This window comes from Acidobacteriota bacterium, assembly GCA_039028635.1.
Taxonomy (GTDB): Bacteria; Acidobacteriota; Thermoanaerobaculia; order Multivoradales; family JBCCEF01; genus JBCCEF01.
On sequence record JBCCHV010000024.1, the window covers coordinates 58960 to 79041 of the forward strand.

Consider the following 20082-nt stretch of genomic DNA (forward strand, 5'->3'; position numbering starts at 1 on the left):
GGCTCTCCTAAAAGCGGTAGTCGATAGCCGTGGAGGCGGCGAAGCCGGGGGCGGGAATCACCGAGGTGTTGCTGAACCCGCGGGTGAGAATTTCTTCGTCGGTGACGTTGTCGAGGTTCAAGCGCAGGCGCCAGGGGCCGCGCTCCCAGGAGGCTGAGAGGTCGAGGCGAAAGGAATCGCCGACGGTGAAGACGTTGTCCTCGTCGATGAACTGCTCGCCGGTGTAGCGACCGCCGCCGGCGATGCCGAAGCCGTTGTCCCAGCGGTGGCTGAGCCAGACCTTGGCGAGATGCTCCGGGGCGAAGGGCGCGCGGTTGCCGGAGTGATCGAGGAGCAGCGGCGGGAAGGCCGGTCCGAGGAACAGCAGCTCGCTGAAGCGGGTGAGCTCGCTCTCGGTGTAGGCGTAGGCGAGATGGAGCCGCGTGCCGGGGGCGATCTCGCCGCCGACCTCGACCTCGAGGCCCTCGGACTGCTGGTCGCCGACCTGGCGCTCGACGCCGAAGCCCACCGGAATGGCGATGTTCTCGCGGTCCAGTCGGAAGATCGCCAGGCTGCCGGCCCAGGCGCCGGAGAAGCGCACTCCGGCTTCCACCTGCCGGCTCTCTTCGGGCACCCGGTTGGGGTCGGTGGCGAAGGTCGAGGGCGGCGCGAAGGCCTCGCCGCCGTTGGCGTAGAGAACGACCTTCGGCGTTGCCGCGAAAACGGCGCCGATCATCGGGCTGACCTCGTCGTCCTCGCGCTCGGCGCCGCTGGCGTTGTCCTCGAAGTCGATGCGATCGAAGCGCACTCCGAGGAGCAGCTCGAAGCGCTCACCGAAACGCATCTGGTCGACGATGTAGGGTGCCACCACCCGGCTGCGGGCGTCGACGTTGCGCGCCTGGCCGGGGAGCGGGAAGAGCTGATCCGCCGAGGTCGGCGAGGTTTCGACCGGAGCGAACACCGAGATGTTGGGCAGCAGCCGGGCGTCGAAGAAGAACTGGTCTTCGAGCTGCGACAGCTCGAGGCCGACCAGCAGCGAGTGCTCGACGCCACCGGTGGTGAGCTCGGCGATGCCCTCGAGCTGGTTGCCGATCAAGGTCTGCTCGTCGTCGAGAATCAACATCGTGCGGCTGATCGCGAGATCGCCGGTGACGTCCGCCAGGACGCCGTTGAAGACGGTGCCCCGGGAGTCCCAGTCGAGATTGCGGTAGTAGGCCTTGTCGCGCAGCAGGAAGCGGCTGCCGAAGCGCTTTTCGATGTCGACCTGGCCGCGGTCGATGACCTGCTCCGAGAGGTCGATCGGCGACTGATAGGAGCGCTCGAAGGGCACCGGGGCGAGGCTGGCGCCGCCCCGGCCGTCGAAGATCAGGGGCAGACCGGCGTCGCTCTCGCCGTCGATCTCGAGGCGTTCGAGGTTGAAGTTGACGGACACGTCTTCCCGCGGCCGCCAGGTGAGGGCGGGGTTGAAGGAGCGCGTCTCCATCGCCTTGTCGTCGCGGAAGCCGTCGGTCTCGCGCCACAGGCCATTGAGGCGGAAGCTCCACTCGCCGTCGGCGCTGGCGCGGTTGGCGTCGATGTTGCCTTCGAAGGTGCCGAAGGAGCCGGCGCCGATACCGACCCGAGCGAAGGATGCCGGCAGCGGTTGCTTGCGCACCAGATTGACGGTTCCTCCCAGCGGGCTGCCGCCGTAGAGGAAGGCGGTCGGGCCGCGGTAGACCTCGGCGCGCTCGACGTTGTAGAGCTGGTAGAAGGTGGTCTCCGGCTCGGGAGCTCCATCGGTCAGGATGAGGCCGCTCGACACCGAATCGAGGCCGCGCACCACGAAGAAGTCGAAGACGCCGCTACCGGTCTGGACGTTGAGCCCGCTGGCATTCTCGAGGGCGTCGCCCAGCACCGCGCCGCCCTGTTCTCCGAAGAGGGCGGTGGGAACGACGGTGACGCTCGCCGGCGTGCGATCGAGGGAGAGCGGAAGCTTGGCGGCGACGGTGTTCGAGGTCGGCACATAGGGCAGCTTGCCCTCCACCCTCACCTCGCCACCCTCGACCAAGTAGGGCTCGTTCGGGCTCTCGGAGGCGGACTCTTCTTCGGCGAAAAGAGCAGCCCCGGGCAAAAGGGCGCAGAGCCCGAGGACGACAAGACGGGGCAGGCGATGCCAGCTCTTGGGATGAAAGATCACGGGAAGTCAGTCTCCGGCCGCCACATCGAGGGCGACGATCTGGCGCTCGTCCCGCAGGAAGAGCTTGCCATGGGCGAGGGTGGGTACGGTCCAGCTCTTGCCGTTGAAGAGCTGGAAGGAGGAAAGCTCGCGGTAACTCTCGGGCGAGGCTTCGGCAAGGGCCAAACGACCACCTTCACCGAGGATGAAGAGCTTGCCGTCGGCGAGGGTCAACGAACCGTGCTCGAAGCCGCGGGTCTTCCAGCGCTCTTCACCGGTGGCGGCGTCGAGGCACTTGAGGATCGAGTTGTCGAAGCCGTAGAGGTGGCCTTCGTAGAGCACCGAGCTCGAGAACTTGTTCTTCATCCGCCGCTGGCGCCAGACCTCGACGGCGTCGCGGCGCTCGCCTTCGGCGGTCAGGCGGTAGAAGGCCGAGCCGGTGTCGTAGCCGGATGAGACGAACAGGCCGTTCGGCGGCACCGCGATCGGGGCGGCGGCGTTGACGTCCCAGCTCGTCGACCAGGAGTGCTTCCACAGCAGGTCGCCGTTGCCGGGGTCGAGGGCGACGAGCTGGCTGGCGGTGAAGAAGATCACCTGTTGGCGACCGCCGACCTCGAGGAGCAAGGGGGTCGAGTAGCCGGCCTTGTCCGTTTCGGTGGTCCAGGCGACGACGCCGGTGAGCTTCTTGAAGGCGGCGATGGAAGCACCTTTGCGACCGCCGACGTCGACCAGCACCAGGTCATCGACCACCAGCGGTTGGGCGCTGGTGCCCCAGCGCGGCGGTCGGGCGCCGAGGGACTTCTTGAGGTCCTGCGACCACAGCGCCTTGCCGCTGTTGGCATCGACCGCCACCAGCACGCTGCGGGCGCCATAGGCGTAGACGATGCCGTCGTCGACGGTGGGTGTCGACCGCGGTCCGTCGCCTTGATTGTCGCGGTAGAGGCCGTCGAGGCGATAACGCCACTTCTCCCCTCCGCTGGCGGCATCGAGACGGATCAGGAACTCGCCGTCGCCGTTGGCGAAGAGGGTGAAGACACCGTCCTCGACCACCGAGATGCCGGAGAAGCCGCGTCCGAGATCGCGCTGCCACAACATCTCCGCTCCCTCCGCCGGCCAGGCGTCGAGGAGCCCCGTCTCGCTGGAAACGCCGGTGCCCTCGGGACCGCGGAAGCGCGGCCAGTCGAAAGCCAGTGCCGGCAGGGCGCAGAGGGTGGCGAGCAGCCAAAGGGCGAGGGTTGCCTTCATGGGGGTTCTCCGGGTCGGGGCTGCAAAAGAGCGGCGAAAAGGGCTCATCAGGTGTAGCGGGCGCCCTGGTAGCGGGGGTCGTAGAAGCCCGGCAACAGGCTGTCGACCTGCAGCAGGCCGCGCCGGGTGAGGGTGACGCCGGCGGAATTCTCGATGTGGGCCATGCCGCGCACTTCGAGATCGTGCCAGACCGGTTGCCAGCGCTCGAGGATGTCGACCCCGAACTTCTCGAGGAAGGGCTCTTGACGCACGGCGCCGAGCTTGAGCTGCAAGATGAGCTCGCGAATCAAACGGTCATCGGCGCCGGTGGCGAAGGCTCGTGACCACGGAAAGCGGCCCTCTTCGATGGCCTCCAGGTAATCACCCCAGCCGGCGTTGTTCTGGAAGTGCACGCCCCGGAAATGGGAGAAGGAGGCGATGCCGGCGCCGAGCAGGTCGCTGCCGTGCCAGAGGGCATCGCGGTACAGGAAGCGCGCTCCGGCCTTGCCGGGCTTGATCATGGTGTAGGCGCTCGAAACGTCGTAGCCGGCGGCCTGCAGGCTCTCCATGGCGTAGTTGTTCCACTCGCGCTTGGTCTGCCAGTCGGCAAAGGGCGGCAGCTCGCCGCCGCCTTCGAGGAGCTGCTTCGAGAAGCGGGCGTTGTAGGGCAGCTCCATCTGGTAGATGGTGACGCTGTCCGGGGCCAGCTCGATGGTGCGCTCGATGGTCTCGCGCCAGGTCTCCCAGGTCTCGCCGACCATGCCGGCGATGAGGTCGATGTTGAGCTGGTCGAAATCGAGGTCGGTGATCCACGGCAGCACGCGATCGATCTCGCGGGTGAGGTGGGCGCGACCGTTCTCGCGCAGGATCTCGTCGTTGAAGTTCTCGATGCCGAGGGACAGGCGGGTGACACCGAGCTCGCGGATGGTGGCGAGCTTGGAGCGCGTCAGGGTGCCCGGCTCGCACTCGAAGGTGACCTCCTCGACGGCGTCCCAGGAGAAGGCTTCTCGCACCCGGTCGACCAGCGCACTGAGGTGGCGCACGCTGATGAAGGACGGCGTGCCGCCACCGAAATAGACGAAGCGCAGCGGTCGCCCGGCGATGGCCGGCTGGGTGGCGTAGAGCTCGACCTCGCGGGCGAGGGCGTCCGTGTAGCGACTGATCTCGCCGCTGTTCTTGTCGGTGTAGACGCGGAAGTAGCAGAACTTGCAGCGCTTGCGGCAGAACGGGATGTGCAGATAGAGGCCGAACGGCTCGTCGCTCGCGGCGGGAGTCTGGAAGGCTTCCTCCACGGCGCTGAGCTGGCGGTCGTTCCAGGCCGAAAACGGCGGATAGTTGGAGACGAAGACGCTACCGACCTGAGTCTCGGCGGTGGTTTGGCCGGAGGTGGCCGGATCCGGTTGGCTCATCGTGCGGGGGACTCCGTGGAAGCCGGTCCGAAGGTGTAGAGCACGCCATCGGCGCTGCCGATGACCAGATAGCCGCCGGCGATGGCCGGTGAGGCATCGAAGGCGGATCCGGTGTCGAACTCCCAGCGGGTCTCACCGCTGGTGAGATCGAGGGCCTGGATCTTGCCGTCCTGGCCGGCGACGAAGACGCGATCGCCGAGCAACACCGGCGAGGCGTCGAAGCGGGCGCGGAAGGAGCGCTTCCAGATCTCCGAGCCGTCTGCCAGGCGCAGGGCGCGCACCGCCTTGTCGCGGCCGGCGATGATCAGGCGATCGTCGGCCAGAGCCGCCGAGGCGTAGTACGGAAATTGGCGCTCCGGGTTCTCGTAGGTCCACAGGGTCTTGCCGGCGGCGAGGTCGATCGCCAGCACCTGGTTCTCGAAGGTCCCGACGTAGGCGATGCCGTTGGCGATCGCCGGGCTGGCGGCGGCATAGCCGCCGAGGGAGGTGGCGGCGGTCTGCTGGCCGTCCTTCCAGCGCACCTGGCGCAGGTTGCCATCGCAGCCGGCCACCAGGGTGGCCTCGCCGGAGATCGCCGGGGTGCCGTGGACATAGCTCTCCGTTTCCACCTTCCAGCGCAGCTCGCCCTGCGCCGGGTCGATGCAGTAGAGGTAGTTGTCGTAGGACCCGAAGAGTAGGCAGCCCGGCGCGAGATTCGGCGACGAGGTGATGGCGGCGCCGGCTTCGAAGACCCAGCGCGCCTTGCCGTCGGCGGTGGCGACGGCGTGGAGGGCGCCGGACTCGTCACCGAAATAGACCACTTCGCCATCGACCAGCGGCGACGACTTGATCTCGCTGCGCGCCTCGTAGCTCCAGCGCACCTCACCATCGGTGGCGGCGAGGGCGTAGAGCTTGCCGTCGAGGCCGGGGGCATAGACCGTGTCGCCGACGATGGCGGCGGTGGCGAAGAAGCCGTCTTCGACCTCGAAGGTCCAGATCGGCTGGGGCGCTTCCGCCAGCTTGCCCGAGGCTCGGCCGCTCAGACCGCTGTCGCCGCGGAACGAGGACCAGTCGGCGGCCAGGGGTAAGCCGGCCAGGAGGCTGACCAGCAGCCCGAGGCCGAGGGCCAGGAATGCGACCGGCCTTCGGCGGGCCTCAGAGAATCGATCGATAGAGCTCGACAAAGTCCTGCGCCTCCAGTGCGCGAGGGTTGAAGGTTCCGGTCCACTGACCCTGGGCGTCCGCGGCGAGGGCTGCGAGGGTGGCCGAGTCGATGCCCGAGTGGCCGAGGGCCGACAGTGACTCCGGTAACCGGGCGCGACGGCGGAAAGATTCCAGCCAGCGGGCGAGCCCTTCGGCCGCATCGGCGGCGCCCGGTTCGCCGAGGCCGGCGATGGCGAGCAGCTCGCCGTAGCGCTCGGCCGCCACCGGGGCGTTGAAGCGCACCACGGGCGGCAGGGTCAGGCCGACGGCGACGCCATGGGTGACGCCCCAGCGGGCGGTCAGTGGGTTGGCGGTGGCGTGGGCCGCTCCGAGCATCGACTGCTCGATGGCGGCGCCGGCGAGGTGGCTGCCGAGGAGGGCCTCGGCACCGCGTTCGCGCTTCGTCAGGTAAGCATCGATGGAGCTCGCCAGGAGGCGCCAAGCCTCGGCGGCGAGCAACCGCGAGATCGGGTTGCCGCGCGTCGTGACATAGCTTTCGACGGCATGGGAGAGGGCGTCCATGCCGGTGGCGGCGGCGACGCCAGCGGGCACCGTCGTCACCAGGTCGGGTTCCAGGAAGACCTTGCGGAAGCGTGCCCCGGGGGCGCCGCAGGCCATCTTCTGATGGTCCGACGAGCGCGAGATCAAAGCGAAGGACTGCGCCTCGCTGCCGGTGCCGGCGGTGGTCGGAATGCCGATCGACGGCAGCATCGGCTCGCGCGGTTGGTGATGACCTTGCCAGCGATCCATCGGACCGCCGTTGGTGAGCAGGAAGTTGATCCCCTTGGCGCAGTCCATGGCGCTGCCGCCGCCGACGGCGAGCAGCAGGTCCGGGCCGAAGTCCTCGGCGACGGCGGTGCCGTCCTCGACCTGCAGGTCGCTGGGATTCTCGTCGACGCGATCGAAGATCTCCACCAGGGTCGAAGCCGCCAGCTGGTCCGTCACCCGCTCGACGGCGCCGCTGCGGCGCACGCCGGGGTCGGTCACCAGCAGGACGCGCGAGCCTCCGAGCTGACCGATCGCCGGTACCAGCTCGGCGAGGCAGCCGGCGCCGCCATGCACTTCGATGGCGCCGACCTGGGCGCTCCAGGGAGCTGGAGCGGCGGTCAGGATCTCGGGAGACGACAGCATGGCGTGGAGGAACGGCGTCGATCAGCCGGCGGCCTGGAAGGAACGCTGGCGGTAGAGGTGCTCGAAGAGGTTGCCCTCGTGGGGCTGGTCCCAGGAGACCCGGCAGGTCGGAATGGCGCCGAGATTCAGGCGCTCGATGTGGCGATTGCCCATCAGCTCTCGGTGGACCTCCGGATCCTGCGTCAGGGCGGTGACCACCAGGCTGTCGTCGAGACCGCGCACCAAGTCCTCGGGCGGCACTTCGACGACGCTGACGAAGGGGAAGAGGAGCTCCGTCTGCGCCAGCGGATGATTCGGGTCGTCGCACCAGATGACCGTCGGCAACAGGTAGGCCAGGCCATCGACCTCCACCAGGCGATCGCCGCCGCGGGCGCGGGCGGTGAGGTCTTCGGCTCCGCCAGTGGCGAGCTGACGGTCGATGAGGTCGTTGAGGGCCTCGGCGACGCGGCGGTCGCCGAAGCCGCAGAGGGCGGCCGCTGGGTGATCGAGGGGGCGCGCCTCGATGGCCGCAAGGCGGTCGGCGAGGGCCTCGGCGAGGTCGCGGCCGTGCTGGCCCGAAGCCGCCAGCCGCACCCCCGAGGCGTTGACGCAGGAGCGCCCACCGTTGGCCGCCACCGACTCCGCCAGGGTGTCGAGGTGGTCCTGCCAGTGGGGCATCTGGTCGGCGCCGAGGAGCACCTTGCTCCAGCCGGGGCCGTGGAGCTGGACGCGCTCGTCGTCGGCCCAGTTGCGCACCGTCGAGCGGTCTCCGAAGAGCATCGAGCGGCCACTGCGCAGCAAGATCTCGGCGGCGCCGGAATGGTTCGTCGGGTAGAAGGCGACCGCCTCCGGCGGGCAGCCGGCGGCGAGCAAGGCGGCGGCGGCCCGTAGCGGGGTCCACGGCTCGCGCGAACCGGGCTTGAGGGTCAGCGGCGTCTTGAGGGCCACCGAGGGCAGCCACAGGGAGTGCACCCCGGGAGAGTTGCTGGGCAGAATCACGCCGAGCGTGTCGGCCTGGGCCAGGAAGCTGACGGTGCGTCCGTCTTCCTCCGTCCAGCCCTGGTCGAGGGCGCTCGGATCGAGGCCTCGGGAAAGGCCGGCGAGCACCTGCTCCATGCGCTCGAAAACGAACTCGAGCTTGCTCATGTTGTCGCGGCAAAGGGCTTCCGGCATGCCCGTCGAGCCGGAGAGGCAGCGCACGTAGTCGTCCGCCGACTGGGTCTCCCCGTCGGCGCCGATCACCAGTTCGCCGTTCATGAAGAGCTCGGCGGCGCGGCGGCAGCGGGCGATCAGCTCCGCCGCCGGAATCGCCTCGAGGGCTCGTCGCCGTTGCGGTGCGGACTCGTAGTCGAGGGCGATCAGGCCGGGATTGGCCTGACTGACCTCGGCCAGCGGCTCACCGCTGGTGACGTGATCGAGGCGCTCGACGGTGAGGCTGCGGTAGGGCCCGCGCCGGCCGCGCAGGATGGGCAGGTGAAGCATGGCTCAGTAGACCCCCACGGAAACGGTCGCTTTGAGAGGCGCCCACAGGCGCAGGTCGCGCACGCCGTCCCAGGGATAGAGCGCCATCGGGGGATCGCGCTCGGCCTCGTCCCGTTCCAGGAAGCGCGGCATGAAGAACTCGCGGGTCAAGGTGGTGAGCATCACCCGTCCGGTCTGGCCATAGTCGACGGTGCGGGTGGCGTCGTCCGGGTCGACCAGGTCGATCACCGCCCGGGGCTGCGGCGGGTAGTAGACGATCGAGTAGTCGCCGACGGCCGGGTCGAAGGGCCGCGAGTGGGCCAGTCCCATCAGAGTGTTGCCGTAGGTGGGCACGAAGTCGATGCCGGGCACCAGCTCCTCGCGCGCGAAGCGGTGGAACTGGGCGTTCATCTCGGTGCCGCCGCAGAAGATGCCGCGGACGCCGGCCTTGGCGAGGTCGATCCGGCGGCACAGCGCCTCGAGCAGCTTGGGAGTGGTGAACAGGCAGCGAATTTCGTGCGCCCGCAGGACCTTCAGGGCCTGATCGGTGATGTGGTCCTTGTACTCCTCGAGCTCGCGCAGGCGACCGTTGCCGACCAGCCGGTTGACCCAGCGCGGATCGAGATCGACGTGGAAGGCGATGCCGCCGCGGTGCTGGGCGAGATGCTCGATCGCCAGCCGCAGGCGGCGCGGACCGGTGGGACCGAGCATCAACCAATCACCGCCGGGCGGAAAGCTCTCGTCCGACAGGCTGTCGCTGAACATCTCGTAGTCGATCCGGAAGTCCTCGATGTTCACCCGGCTCTTCGGCGTGCCGGTGGTGCCGCCGGTTTCGAAGACCGCGATCGGCCGCCCTTCGAGGCCCTTCGGTACCCAGCGCCGCACCGGTCCGCCGCGCAACCACTCGTCCTCGAAATGTCCGAGCACGGCGAGATCGCGATAACCGCCGATCTCGTCGCGCGGGTCGAAGTCGAGGCCGGCGGCGAACTCGAGCCAGAAGGGGCTACCGGTGGCGGGATCGAAGTGCCAGGCCACCATCTCCCGAACGTGCGCATCGAGGCGCTCGCGGGCGGCCTCGACGGCCGCCTCGAGGTCGGCTCCGGAGCCGGCGGTGGGGCTGGCGATCATTTCGCCGCCTCGTCCTTGGCCGCCGCCTTGGTGCCGGCTCCTTCTTTGAGGGCGAACAGGCGGTTGCGGCTCATCACGTAGAGCACGCCGTCCTTGGCCACCGGGGTGGTGTAGACGGCGCTGCCCATGTTCATCTCGGCGAGCAGCTCCATCTTCTTGCCGGCTTTGAGCACCGCGATGTCGCCGTCCTCGTCGCCCAGGTAGACCTTGCCGTCGGCGACGTACGGGGAGCCCCAGATGGCGGCGAAGGCGTCGTAGGTCCAGTGATGCTCGCCGGTCTCGAGGTCGAGGCAGTAGAGGCGACCGGTGAGGTCGGCGGCATAGATCAGGCCGTCGTCGATGGCGACCGTCGAGATGGTGCGGCCGAACTCTTCGCCGCCGCGGTTCCAGGTGCCGTGGGTGGCGGTGACGTCGCCGCTCCCGGTGGCGTCGATCGCCCACAGGTTGCCCGGGCCCTCACCGTGCTCCGGATCCTGGCCGACACCGATGTAGACGTGCTTGCCGTGGATCACCGGCGTCGACACCAGGTTGTTGCGGGTGCCGGAGCCGCCGAGCTCCCAGATCGAGTCCTTGGGGTTGGTGTCGAACTTCCACAGCAGCTCGCCGGTCTTGGGCTCGAAGGAGTACATCCAGCCGTCGCCGCCCGGGAACACCACCTGGGGACGGCCGGCGACCACGCCGTAGGCCGGGTTCGACCATTGGCCGTGGAGGATGTTGCCGCGCGGCAGGTCGCTTTCCCACACCAGCTTGCCGGTGTTCTTGTTGACCGCGATGAAGCTCGGCGCCAGCGGTGACGGAATGTTGATGTGCCCCTCGTCGACGCCGTTTCCGGTCATCGTGTAGATCAGGTCGTCGACGATGATCGGGTTGCCGGCGGCGAGGTTGTGGGGGAAGACGTCGAGCTCGCCGATCATGTCGTAGCGCCACAGGACGTCCTCGTCGATGTCGCTCTTCAACGCCTCGTCGGTCACCGGACCATCGTTCTCGCCGTCGCGGAAGCCCTCGACGTCGGCGGCGATGATCTCGGCGCGGTTGGAGATATAGAACAGGCGGTCGCCTTCGACGTAGGGGGTCGAGCAGACGCCCTGCAGCGGCCAATCGTTGACTCGCCCGGCGGCGAGCTTGGCGTGGGCCGACTGCCAGAGGAACTCACCGTCAGTGGTGAAGGCCATGACGTTGCCGCGGTCGCCTTCGATGGCCGGATTGCGCTTGCCCTCGTTGTTGGTGCCAACGAAGACCTTGCCGCCGGCGATCACCGGACCGCCGTAGGACTGCGACCCCAGGGGCTGACTCCACAGCACGTTGGTGCCCTCGTCGGGGTCCCACTCGGTGGGCAGGCCCTTCTCGTCGGACACCATGTTGCGAGACGGCGTGCCCCCGAACATCGCCACCTCGTCGGCGGCCATCATCAGGGGGCTCGAAAGCAGGACGACGGCCAAGGCCGACAGGGAAAAAGTCTTGCGCATCATCAGTTCTCCGTCACCTCGACGTTGTCGTAGTAAAGCGGCGTCGGCGAGTAGCCGATCAGTCCCGGGCTGCCCTGGCGGATTGGGTGCGGGTCGACCACCGTGATGGTCCACTCGGCCGGTTCGGGCTCTCCCCGTTTCCACACCTTGCCGAGGATCTTGGCCTCTTCTTGGGTGCTCTCGACCTTCAGCTTGAGGGTGTACCAGGTCTCCGGATCCCAGCTGAAGTCGACCTTCTCGGCCATGCGCAGGGCCGATGCCCAGGAGCGCACCTCGAGGCGCTGGTGGGCACCCATCAGGTCGAGGCTGTAGCCGCTGTTGATCAGACCGATGTCCGGCAGGCGACGGCCGGTGCGGGTGCCGAGGGCGTCCGCCTGGATGGTGTAGTTGCTCCAGGTCGGGGGTGCCAGGAAGGTGAGGTGGCGATTGAGCTTGGCCGGCGACGGGTTCTTCGCCAGCACCTTGCCGCCTTCGCGCTCCTCCACCGCCCAGGCGCGCAGGTAGGCGATCTGGTGCACCGGCTTGCTGCCCACGGCGAGGCCTTCGAAGTCTTCGCTGTAGGGCAGATCGGCGACTACGCGCACTCGCGCCGAGGCGGTCAGATCGCCAACCTTGGCGACGATCAGGCCAGCCTGGTAAGGCACCTCCGGGTCGGCACGGAAGCGATGCCCTTCGAGGGTTCCCTGGAGGCCGTCGAGGCTCCATTCGGCCTTGGTGGTCTCTCCCACCGCGTTGCCCTTGGCGTCGAAGGAGCGCAGCCTGAGGGCGACCACGTCGCCGGGGCCGAGCACGGTTTCGGCGGGCAGCGCCTGGAGCTGCGAGGCCTTGCCGGAGATCGGCTTCGTGGGCACATCGGCGACCGGAGCGGCGTTCAAGGTTTCGCTCGCGCCCTGCTTGCCGAGGCAGTAGAGACCCTCTTCTGTGGTGAAGTAGATACGCCCGTCGGAGATCGCCACGGAGCCGTAGATCTCGGCGTAGCGTTCGCCGATGTGAAGCTCTTCGAGGTCGAGGGAGCGGGCGCCCTCGTCCCCCGGCTCGAGGATGTGCATGCGGCCGTTGACCTCGGCGATCCACAGCTTGCCATCGGCCCAAACCGGCGAAGCCTTGCCGACGGTGCCGAGGGAGTACTCCCAGAGCTGCTGCCCGGTCTTGGCGTCGAGGGCGTGGAGGTCGGCCTTGTTGTCGACCACGTAGAGGCGGCCCTGGTGGTAGAGGGGCGACGAGAAGCCGACTCCGAAGGCGGCACGCCACTTTTCATGGCTGGCGGTGATGTCACCCTCGCCGGTGGCGTCGATCGCCACCACCCGGCCCATGTTGGGGGCGTCGAGGTTTTCCTCGCTGTGGCTGGCGTAGACCGTCGAGCCATCGACGACCACCGAGATGTTGATACCGCGCTTCGAGAGCTTGAACTCCCACACTTTCTTGCCGGTGCGTGACTGCACCGCGAAGATCGAGCCACCGCCGTTGCCTTGAATCAGCAGGCGCTGGCCGTCGATCTCGGCGATGGCGGGAGTCGACTGGGTGTTCTTGTCGGCCATCGACGACGCCGGCGAGGAGGCCCAGATGGGCTCGCCGTTGCGCTTGTCGAAGGCGTACATGCGGTGCAGCGGTCGCGCCTGTGCACCCCAGTTGGTGCTGGCGAAGGTGATGATCACCCGCTCTTCGTCGATCACCGGGGTCTGGGTGCGGCCGCCGTAGCCCTCCATGAAGCCGAACTCTTCGATCAGCGACTTCGACCAGACAATGCGGCCGTCCTTGCTGTCGAGGCAGAAGAAGAGGCCACCGACGCCCTGCACGTAGAGCAGGCCGGTCTCCGGGTCGAGGGTTGGATTGGCCCAGCCGACGCGAGTCCAGGGCACCGTCGTGTGGTAGACGTTGAAGCGCCTCTCCCACAGCATTTTGCCGGTGGTGGCGTCGAAGCAGGCGGCGCGCTCCTGGCGGTCCACGCCCTCGCCGACTCGGCCGGTGACGCAGACTCGACCCTTGGCCACGACGGGCGTCGAGCGGCCGGTGAAGTCGACCCGCCAGAGGAGATTGTCGCCGTCCTTCGACCAGGACGAGATCAACCCCGTCTCGGCAGACACGCTATTACCGGAAGGGCCGCGCCAGTGGGGCCATTCGCCGCCCACGGCAGGCGCGGTCAGCAAGACCGCGACCAGCAGCGCCAAGAGCGAGGCTCGATTGGATGAGAGTTTGTCCATCATGTCGTGCGGGTCTCCAGAAACGTGGGCCTACTGCAATCCTACTACGGCTGTACGAAAACCATCGTCCGTTTGTTCAACCCCAAATGGAGGCAAAAAAATCCACCCCCGGGGGGATTGCCGTCGCGCCCAATCGGGCGCCGAGGGCGGCCGCCACGGCGGGCGCCTGAACCTGCCACGAGGTTGATGGAACTTGCCGGTGACCGGGGGGGCTACACCGACTTCGGACCTGTACAGCATCTCACGACTCCGGTCTTGCGGTGGCATGGGCGCGACCCATGGCCGGTCGAGCCACGACTCCGTTTCGGATCCGGTGATCTCGGCGGCGAGCTTTTCGCGCATGTCAGGCATCGAGGGCACCTTGCCCAGCGGGTGGGTGCCAAAGAACTTGGGCCGTCGAGGCGCGTATAAGCGGGCATTGATCTGCCATGGCGATGGGGAGGACGTAATGACTTCTGGGAGGTGCACGAAGATGTCGAAATGGACCCGATGGATGGTTCCGCTGGCTCTGTTTCTCGCGGTGACGTTGTCGCTGACGCCGACGGCTTGGGCGCAGAGTCGCCAGATCGAAGTTTTCGCCGGAACGCTCTCGGTTGACAGTGAGCTTCTCGATGACGACACCGTCTATGGCGTGCGCGGTGCTCAACCGATCAATGATCAGCTCTCGATCCGGCTCGGCCTGACCAGCTTCAGCTCGTCCGAAAGCCGCACCGTCGCCTTGCCGCCCTTCCCAACCCTGCCGATTCCCTTGCCGGGCCAGCTACCGACTTCGGTGACCGTCCGGGTCGACACCGACATCCTGTTCTTCGATGCCTCGGCGGTCTGGTACCCGAGCTGGGGGAACGGCGCCTTCTCGCTCTACGGTGGCCCTGGCTGGGCTTTCGTCGACGCCGAAGCATCGGCCTCAACGACAGTTTTCGGCGGGCTGGTGATTTCGGATGCAGCGGAGGTCTCCGACGACTCCCTGACACTGCACGCCGGTGTCGGCTACGAGATCGAGCTCGGGCCGTCCTTCTACCTGCGGCCGGACGTCAAGGCGCGCTGGATCGAAGAGCTCAGCGGCACCGACTTCGAGGGCAGCCTGGCCCTCGGCTATCGCTTCGGGTTCTGATCACGATACCGCCCCGGAAGGCTTCGCTTCCGGGGCGGCGATTTTCTAAGGCCCATCCGCGATCTTTAGCACGACCTGATGGACTCCGGGAGGAATTGCTTCCTCAGAACCCGCAGCCCTCAGGGTCACGGTGCTCGCGATGGGATCGATGCCTCGCAGGACGACGCTGCCGTCCGCAGCGGTGATGGCGTAGGAGCTCGGCCCGTGGCGGGAAGCAGCGAAGACCTGCGCATTCGGCGACAGCGGAAGGCCATCGATCTCGATCTCCAAGGCGACGCCGGCAACGGGCTGGCCCTGTGAGTTGACGACCTTCACCAGCGTTGGCTGCAGGGGAGTCGGTGGCAAGTGGACAGATCCCGACTGTCGGAGCTGGTTGATCGGGAGTCGAATGGTCGTCGCTCGAGGATGGAGAACCAAGGCGTGGGTGTTCTCCGAACAGGCCTCGGGTAGCTCGACTCGGCCAGCTCCATTGGCGCCTCGGGAGCAAGACCGATTCCAACGCTGGTCCTGGTCGTAGACCAGAACCGCGGCCCGGCTCGCCGGGCTGCCGTCCGCCAAGACCAGCTCGGTGCCCGCATCGCGGCGATCCGGTACGAGGCCGACTTCGACCTCATGGCCTTCGCTGGCCCGTATCGAGAGACTCCGGGCGGCTGGGCGGAAGCCATCCTTGAGCAGTGTCAGGTCCACGTTTCCTTCGGCAAGGCCCTGAAGCTGGACTCGCCCAGTGGAGTCGGTGAAGGCACCCGTTGCGTGGGCATCGACGGCGTCTTCGAGGTGCTGGCGGCCGTGCACGAACCGCAGCGCCTTCGCGGCCGGCCGGTAACTCACCAAAACCCCTTCGAGGGCTTCTTCCGTCTCGTCGTTCCGTACGGTGACCGAGAGCTGAGTTTCGGGCCCGATTTCGAGGTCCAGCCGACCCTCCCCCAAGAGCGACGACGTGATGTGAAACACCTTGCAAAAGCCTTCGGCCGAGCACGCCTGGAGGTGATTGCGTCGCGAGAACAACCCCATGCGTTCGTCCTCGGGCCGCTCCAGAAGTTCCAGGGGGAGCCCCGAAGACCCGAGGTCGAAGCGGTTGGCGACGGTGGCGAAGTAGAACAGGCGATAAAGGCCATCGTCTCCGGTGGGGAAGTCGCGGTGTGGGGAGGTTCCGGAATCGGGTGTCTCGAGGCGTACCCAGCCTTCGACCGGATCGCCTTCGAGGGTGATCTCTCCGTAGACCTCCATCTCCCAGAGCCATGCCGGGCCTTGGGGCGTGAACTCGGTGGCTTCCGGGCCGAGATAGGGCTGGAGGTAGTTGCCCAGTCCTCGGACACGTTCGTCATCGATCAGAGCATCGATCAAGTACTGCCCCGTGTCGAGAGCAGGAAAGGTCGCCGAGTGCAAGCCCGGTTTCAGACGCTTGCGGGCTCCTACTTCGAGACAGCCCTGGTGTTCCAGGTTGGGGCTGCGGGCTCGCTGCGCACCGCAGCGATAGAGCACCAGCTCTGCCCGGTGATGCTCGCGGCGCGGGCGGTAGTCGAGGTCGAAGGTCAAGTCCACCCGCTCGCGCAAGGCAGCCGTCGGCACTTCCCAGGCTTCGCCAGAGCGCGGTTCGAGCAGCCGCCGCTCGCTGCGCAGTGCTGGATGGGCCAGATCCAGCCAGAGTGCCTCGCTGGCCGGGGCATCGATGAAAAAGGCCGTGACTCTGCCGGCAGACCAAGTGACCGCCGAGGGCAATGTGGTCGCCAGCGCGGACCCTTGGCGAGCGGCGACCAGTGCTATCGACAGGGGGGACCGATCCAACGGTTCCGAGAAAGAGCTGGACCACAGCAGGGCTTGGCGACCGACGGCGGGTGGCGGAGGCGGCGCGACAGCGACCGACTCGCTCGCAGCACAAGACCGGATCGCCGAGACTCCCGTCAGCCCTCCTCTCGTCACTCCGTAGGTCAAGAATCGACCCGCGGGGACCCATGCCCGTTCCTTGACTTTGGGTACCAAAGGAAAGGCCGCCCCGTGGGGCAAGGAGACGACATCCAACCGATCCAAGCGGCGAAAATCAAGCAATGCCGACACCGTGACCTGGCATGCCGGGATGCCTTCCCAAACCAGGGCCTTGGCTGGCGACTCTTCTTCGGTTACCGCGAAAGCACCTGCTTGAATGGAAACGAAGCCCGGTGCTTCAGCCACCCAAGTCCATTCCCCGGGTGGCACCGCCAAGGGTTCGTTGAGGGGGGCCACGATCTCCGGCTCATAGGAGCCGAGGCGGTAGAGAAAGACCTCGCCCACTGGCAGGTAGTGCTCAGGATCCAACCGACCAGCCTCCCAGTCCGCCTGGGCGACCAAGTGAAACTGCACCTCCGCCGCTCCCGCCGGCCAGGCCGCCAGGGCCAGCAGCAAGGTGGCGCTTCGAAGAGTCATGGCGACAGGCCGACTACTCACTTTCGCAGTAGAACGAATAGCAAAGCCGCCAGTTGCACTCGCTGCCCGGACGCGCATAGCAAGCCCAGCAACTGCCGGAGTTGTAGCAAGCCGCGTTGACCAAGATGGTCGGCCAGCGCTCGTGCTCGGAAATCTTGGCATCGCCTGCCGCACCGCCGGCGCTAACTCCGGGGACGAAAACCGGCGTGACGTCTTCTTGGGCTGGGACCTCGTCGGCTGCAGCGGAGAATCCAATGAAAAGACTGAGGGCGAGCATCAGAAACGCGAGGGAAGGACGGAACGGTGCAGGTTTCTCTTTCATCAGCATTCCTTTCGGTTGAGGTCACTAGTCCTTACGGCTTGAAATGCAAGGTTGTCTAAATTTCGTAAGATCGCGTTACTCCTCCCCAGCCCCGACCTGCGCTGCCAGGATGCGTCCCGCTTGGACAAGCCCTTCGTGCCCGGCCGCTTCGAGCAGGTGGGCGAGCGCTTCGGGATAGAGGCAGAGAGTGCGCAGGGCGTGGAGGTACTCGATCAGCTCGCGGTCAAAGTGGCGGCAGTGGCCGGCAGCTTGGCCGCTGCGCAGTAGGCGATAGCCGATGGGGTCGGCGCCAGCCTTCTTCTGCTCGGCCTCTTGCCTTTCGGCGAGGGCGTAGCTGTCCCCGCGGCCGAGGGCCGGCAAGGCGGCCGCCGCCAACAAGGCATCTTGGCGGTCTTGCAGCTCGAGCCGAGGGGGGTCGCCGGCCGCGAGGCTTTCGGCCTGGCGCAGTACGGCCCAGGTGCCATGGGCTGAGGGCTCGACCTTCCAGGGGCCGCGGTGGGCGGCCTCGCCGCTGGTGTGGGGCAGCTCGAGGTCGTTGATCCAGGCGAGGAAGCGGGGATGAAAGGCGTTGGCGAGCGGATCAGCTTCGGTACTGGCCGCGGGCTTCTTTGAAGGACGACTTGGCTTGCTGTTGCGAGGCTTGCGGGCCTTGGCAGGGCTCATGGCGCCCACCCCTGGGGCTCGGAACGCCTTCGAGGCGGCAACCTGCGGCCGCCCATCGGCGGATTCGCGCCAATCTTGTGGGTCTTCCGCCGCCAACCGTCGTTTTGGCGGCTTGGGCGGCTTCTCGGAAAGCCCAAAGCCCTTCTGGGCGTCGGTCGCCGAATTTGGGAAGCGCCAACTCCTTTCAGAGACTCCAAACCGGCTTCGGCGGTTTGCCTCTCGACTCTTCGGAGGGCGGGGCGGCTGTGGCACGGCGGGTAGTCCCGCCGTGGCGATCGCCCCGTTGCGGGTTTCTCGCGGCTGCAGCTCACGGGTTGTTGCCTTCGCTCGACGTCGTCGCATCGTCTTCGGATTCCGCGCCCGTGGGCTCCGGATCGGCGACGGTAGTGCCCGGTCTCCGGCTCGAAGGCCGCACCCGGTCGGCCAGCTCCGGCTGACCGGCGGTCCGGTAGAGCGCTTCGAGCAATCGCGCGGCGCCGAGGAAGGCTTCGTCGTACTCGGCAATGCGGCCCTGCTTGGTCAGCAGTGACGATTCTGCTTCTCGCCGTTCCCGCGCCACCTGGGCGAGGGCGTCCGCCAGAGCCGTGAGGTCGGGTTCGAGAACTTGTAGCCAGTCGGCCCGGTCGACCTGGAGCGACGGCATGCGCGTCGGCGGGAGGGGAACCGACTCATCCGCCAACCGCTCCATCGCCCGTCGGGCTTGGCGTTCGAGCACCACTGGGTCTGCCGAGACCGGCCCTTCGAGGCCGAGTGCCTGCCCCTGCCCCTCGCCGAAGAGGCCTTCCGCCAGGTCTCGCAGGGCGCGCAAGTTGACCCGCAGCTTGTCGGCGCGCTCATCACGCAGGCGGCGTGGTTCCGAGTCGTCGGCCAGCTCATCGAGGTGCGACTCGTCGGCCGCCACCATGGCGGCCCGGCGGGCTGCCAGCAGGCGGCCGAGGAGGCGCTGCAGGAGCTCCAGGTCGGGCACGGTCTCCTCCCCTTCCGTCCATTCGGCGAGGCGAGAAGTCAGCGTCGCCGCTACCTCGGCGGCGTGGGTGGAGGCCGCCGCTTCCACGGCGAGAGATGATTTCTGGCGATCGGTCACCATCTTCGAGGGCATGGTTCAGTCTCCTGAGTGGGGTTTGAGCTGTGCATCACTGGCAGGCCGGAGAGTCGGAGGCGGCCCGCTCCAGAGAACGCGCCATCAACGCGAGAACCGCGGCATGACGATGGGCGAGGGCCACGAGCAGGGCCTCTCGCGCCGCGGCCTCCGGGGGTGGTGGCCCAAGGGATTGAAGGCTTCCTGCCACCGCCCATAGATCCACCGCCGCGGCCGAGAGGCTGGGTTGTACCGAGGCCAGCACCGCCGGGGACGCCGGGCTTTCCACGGCTCGCTCATAGAGCACCCGGCCGAGCCAACGGAGGGCCCCTTGGTCCTCGGCCGAGGGCAGCAGCACCACCACCCCTTCGCGCACCGCCGAAGGCACCGCTGCCATGAACGGATCCGCGGCCTCTGCCCGGCGCCCCGACATCAACAAGTGACCTCGTGCAGGCGGCCGGCCAGGGCCACCTCGGCGGCGGTAATGCCGCCGGCCACCGGGTCGGTCAACACCACCCACACCGTGTTCAGAACCACGGCGAAAGACGGCATCGCCCCCGAGGCCTGCGTCACTCCGGCCACAAAGGCGGCGAAGGCCACGGCGGCTTCCGAATCGGGCAGCACGTAGCCCCGCACTAAGGCGCGGTTGTCATCCGCCAGGTGCCAGCCCGGCAGCTCCTCGGCGACGTAGAAAATGTCCTCCAGGCTCATGACCGTCGCCTGAGTGGGCTCCGCCGAGGGGCCGACGGCAGTTGCCGGCAGCGCCAGTTGGGCACCGAGGCCGCCTTCGAGCGACTTCTGGATGCGCTCCGGCTTGAGGTAGTCGGGCAAATCGCCCGGACCCGGCAGGGCGGCCAGACCGGCTTGCCAGAGCACCTGGTAGTAACGGGTGGGAGGGCACGGGGTCGACAACTCGGAAGAACTCTTCACGGCTCGCTCCTCGAAAAGATCAGGTGAATTCCAGGGCACCTCGAAGCGCCCGGCGAAAGTCGCAGGCTGCTGAAAAGTCCGCTTCGCGTCCTCCTTCAGCGCTGCTTGCTGTTTGTTCCGCGAGGGGCTGCGTGCCCCTCTCCGGCCCAAGAAGCGCGCGTCGTGGGCCTCCGCTCCCATCGCGGCGGCGTAAGCCGCCGCGTAGCACTGCTGGACTAGGTCGCAGGTCGCCGGGGAGGTCTTCAGCGACGTGCTCGGCGGCC

Annotated in this window: 16 protein-coding genes; 1 reads left to right on the top strand and 15 read right to left on the bottom strand. The window is 67.6% G+C overall.

The features are described 5' to 3' along the window. Positions 1-7: 7 nt before the first annotated feature. From AAF604_11670 to AAF604_11710, 9 genes are read right to left on the bottom strand one after another with little or no spacing between them, the layout of a single operon-like run. A complete protein-coding gene (locus AAF604_11670) occupies positions 8-2155 on the bottom strand; it encodes a TonB-dependent siderophore receptor (GenBank protein ID MEM7050312.1) in 2148 nt (715 codons plus the stop codon). Positions 2156-2161: 6 nt separating this feature from the next. After that, entirely contained in the window at positions 2162-3379 is a 1218-nt protein-coding gene (locus AAF604_11675) for a PQQ-binding-like beta-propeller repeat protein (protein MEM7050313.1), read from the bottom strand. Positions 3380-3426: 47 nt separating this feature from the next. Continuing rightward, positions 3427-4767 carry a coproporphyrinogen-III oxidase family protein gene (locus AAF604_11680; protein MEM7050314.1) on the bottom strand — a complete coding sequence of 447 codons (1341 nt, stop codon included), beginning with the start codon at positions 4765-4767 and terminating at the stop codon, positions 3427-3429. Then, on the bottom strand, positions 4764-5930 hold the full coding sequence (locus tag AAF604_11685; protein ID MEM7050315.1) for a PQQ-binding-like beta-propeller repeat protein: 1167 nt from the start codon (positions 5928-5930) through the stop codon (positions 4764-4766). Before AAF604_11685 ends, AAF604_11680 begins: the two co-directional genes overlap by 4 nt. Beyond that, complete coding sequence (locus AAF604_11690) at positions 5902-7080, bottom strand: iron-containing alcohol dehydrogenase (GenBank protein ID MEM7050316.1); 1179 nt, start codon at positions 7078-7080, stop codon at positions 5902-5904. Before AAF604_11690 ends, AAF604_11685 begins: the two co-directional genes overlap by 29 nt. A gap of 21 nt (positions 7081-7101) precedes the next feature. Next, the gene (locus tag AAF604_11695) at positions 7102-8541 is read right to left on the bottom strand and encodes an aldehyde dehydrogenase family protein (GenBank protein ID MEM7050317.1); all 1440 of its coding nucleotides are present in this window, start codon (positions 8539-8541) and stop codon (positions 7102-7104) included. A 3-nt stretch (positions 8542-8544) separates the two neighbouring features. Then, positions 8545-9648 (bottom strand): hypothetical protein, encoded by a 1104-nt coding sequence (locus tag AAF604_11700; GenBank protein ID MEM7050318.1) that lies wholly within the window; start codon positions 9646-9648, stop codon positions 8545-8547. Beyond that, positions 9645-11117, bottom strand: a complete 1473-nt coding sequence (locus AAF604_11705) for a PQQ-binding-like beta-propeller repeat protein (protein ID MEM7050319.1) — start codon at positions 11115-11117, stop codon at positions 9645-9647. The genes AAF604_11700 and AAF604_11705 overlap by 4 nt, the downstream gene beginning before the upstream one ends. Continuing rightward, positions 11117-13318 (bottom strand): PQQ-binding-like beta-propeller repeat protein, encoded by a 2202-nt coding sequence (locus AAF604_11710; protein MEM7050320.1) that lies wholly within the window; start codon positions 13316-13318, stop codon positions 11117-11119. The genes AAF604_11705 and AAF604_11710 overlap by 1 nt, the downstream gene beginning before the upstream one ends. A gap of 469 nt (positions 13319-13787) precedes the next feature. On the opposite strand from AAF604_11710, the gene AAF604_11715 reads away from it, so the two are divergent. Then, a complete protein-coding gene (locus AAF604_11715; protein ID MEM7050321.1) occupies positions 13788-14426 on the top strand; it encodes an outer membrane beta-barrel protein in 639 nt (212 codons plus the stop codon). A 45-nt stretch (positions 14427-14471) separates the two neighbouring features. Here the strand turns inward: AAF604_11715 and AAF604_11720 are convergent, their stop codons facing one another. From AAF604_11720 to AAF604_11745, 6 genes are all read right to left on the bottom strand, one after another. Further along, positions 14472-16826: a hypothetical protein gene (locus tag AAF604_11720; protein ID MEM7050322.1), complete on the bottom strand. Its 2355-nt coding sequence runs from the start codon at positions 16824-16826 to the stop codon at positions 14472-14474. 13 nt (positions 16827-16839) lie between these two features. Further along, complete coding sequence (locus AAF604_11725) at positions 16840-17148, bottom strand: hypothetical protein (protein ID MEM7050323.1); 309 nt, start codon at positions 17146-17148, stop codon at positions 16840-16842. Between the two features lie 75 nt (positions 17149-17223). Next, positions 17224-17811 (bottom strand): hypothetical protein, encoded by a 588-nt coding sequence (locus AAF604_11730; GenBank protein ID MEM7050324.1) that lies wholly within the window; start codon positions 17809-17811, stop codon positions 17224-17226. Positions 17812-18118: 307 nt separating this feature from the next. Continuing rightward, positions 18119-18910 (bottom strand): hypothetical protein, encoded by a 792-nt coding sequence (locus AAF604_11735; protein MEM7050325.1) that lies wholly within the window; start codon positions 18908-18910, stop codon positions 18119-18121. Positions 18911-18944: 34 nt separating this feature from the next. Continuing rightward, positions 18945-19286 (bottom strand): hypothetical protein, encoded by a 342-nt coding sequence (locus AAF604_11740; GenBank protein MEM7050326.1) that lies wholly within the window; start codon positions 19284-19286, stop codon positions 18945-18947. 35 nt (positions 19287-19321) lie between these two features. After that, complete coding sequence (locus tag AAF604_11745) at positions 19322-19819, bottom strand: 4a-hydroxytetrahydrobiopterin dehydratase (GenBank protein MEM7050327.1); 498 nt, start codon at positions 19817-19819, stop codon at positions 19322-19324. Between the last annotated feature and the right edge of the window lie 263 nt (positions 19820-20082).

What these genes read in the sequence shown, in the direction of transcription:
- AAF604_11675 (MEM7050313.1), bottom strand. Translation starts at nt 3,379, where the DNA reads ATGAAGGCAACCCTCGCCCTTTGGCTGCTCGCCACCCTCTGCGCCCTG.
- AAF604_11680 (MEM7050314.1), bottom strand. Translation starts at nt 4,767, where the DNA reads ATGAGCCAACCGGATCCGGCCACCTCCGGCCAAACCACCGCCGAGACT.
- AAF604_11690 (MEM7050316.1), bottom strand. Translation starts at nt 7,080, where the DNA reads ATGCTGTCGTCTCCCGAGATCCTGACCGCCGCTCCAGCTCCCTGGAGC.
- AAF604_11695 (MEM7050317.1), bottom strand. Translation starts at nt 8,541, where the DNA reads ATGCTTCACCTGCCCATCCTGCGCGGCCGGCGCGGGCCCTACCGCAGC.
- AAF604_11700 (MEM7050318.1), bottom strand. Translation starts at nt 9,648, where the DNA reads ATGATCGCCAGCCCCACCGCCGGCTCCGGAGCCGACCTCGAGGCGGCC.
- AAF604_11705 (MEM7050319.1), bottom strand. Translation starts at nt 11,117, where the DNA reads ATGATGCGCAAGACTTTTTCCCTGTCGGCCTTGGCCGTCGTCCTGCTT.
- AAF604_11710 (MEM7050320.1), bottom strand. Translation starts at nt 13,318, where the DNA reads ATGATGGACAAACTCTCATCCAATCGAGCCTCGCTCTTGGCGCTGCTG.
- AAF604_11715 (MEM7050321.1), top strand. Translation starts at nt 13,788, where the DNA reads ATGTCGAAATGGACCCGATGGATGGTTCCGCTGGCTCTGTTTCTCGCG.
- AAF604_11720 (MEM7050322.1), bottom strand. Translation starts at nt 16,826, where the DNA reads ATGACTCTTCGAAGCGCCACCTTGCTGCTGGCCCTGGCGGCCTGGCCG.
- AAF604_11725 (MEM7050323.1), bottom strand. Translation starts at nt 17,148, where the DNA reads ATGAAAGAGAAACCTGCACCGTTCCGTCCTTCCCTCGCGTTTCTGATG.
- AAF604_11730 (MEM7050324.1), bottom strand. Translation starts at nt 17,811, where the DNA reads ATGAGCCCTGCCAAGGCCCGCAAGCCTCGCAACAGCAAGCCAAGTCGT.
- AAF604_11735 (MEM7050325.1), bottom strand. Translation starts at nt 18,910, where the DNA reads ATGCCCTCGAAGATGGTGACCGATCGCCAGAAATCATCTCTCGCCGTG.
- AAF604_11740 (MEM7050326.1), bottom strand. Translation starts at nt 19,286, where the DNA reads ATGGCAGCGGTGCCTTCGGCGGTGCGCGAAGGGGTGGTGGTGCTGCTG.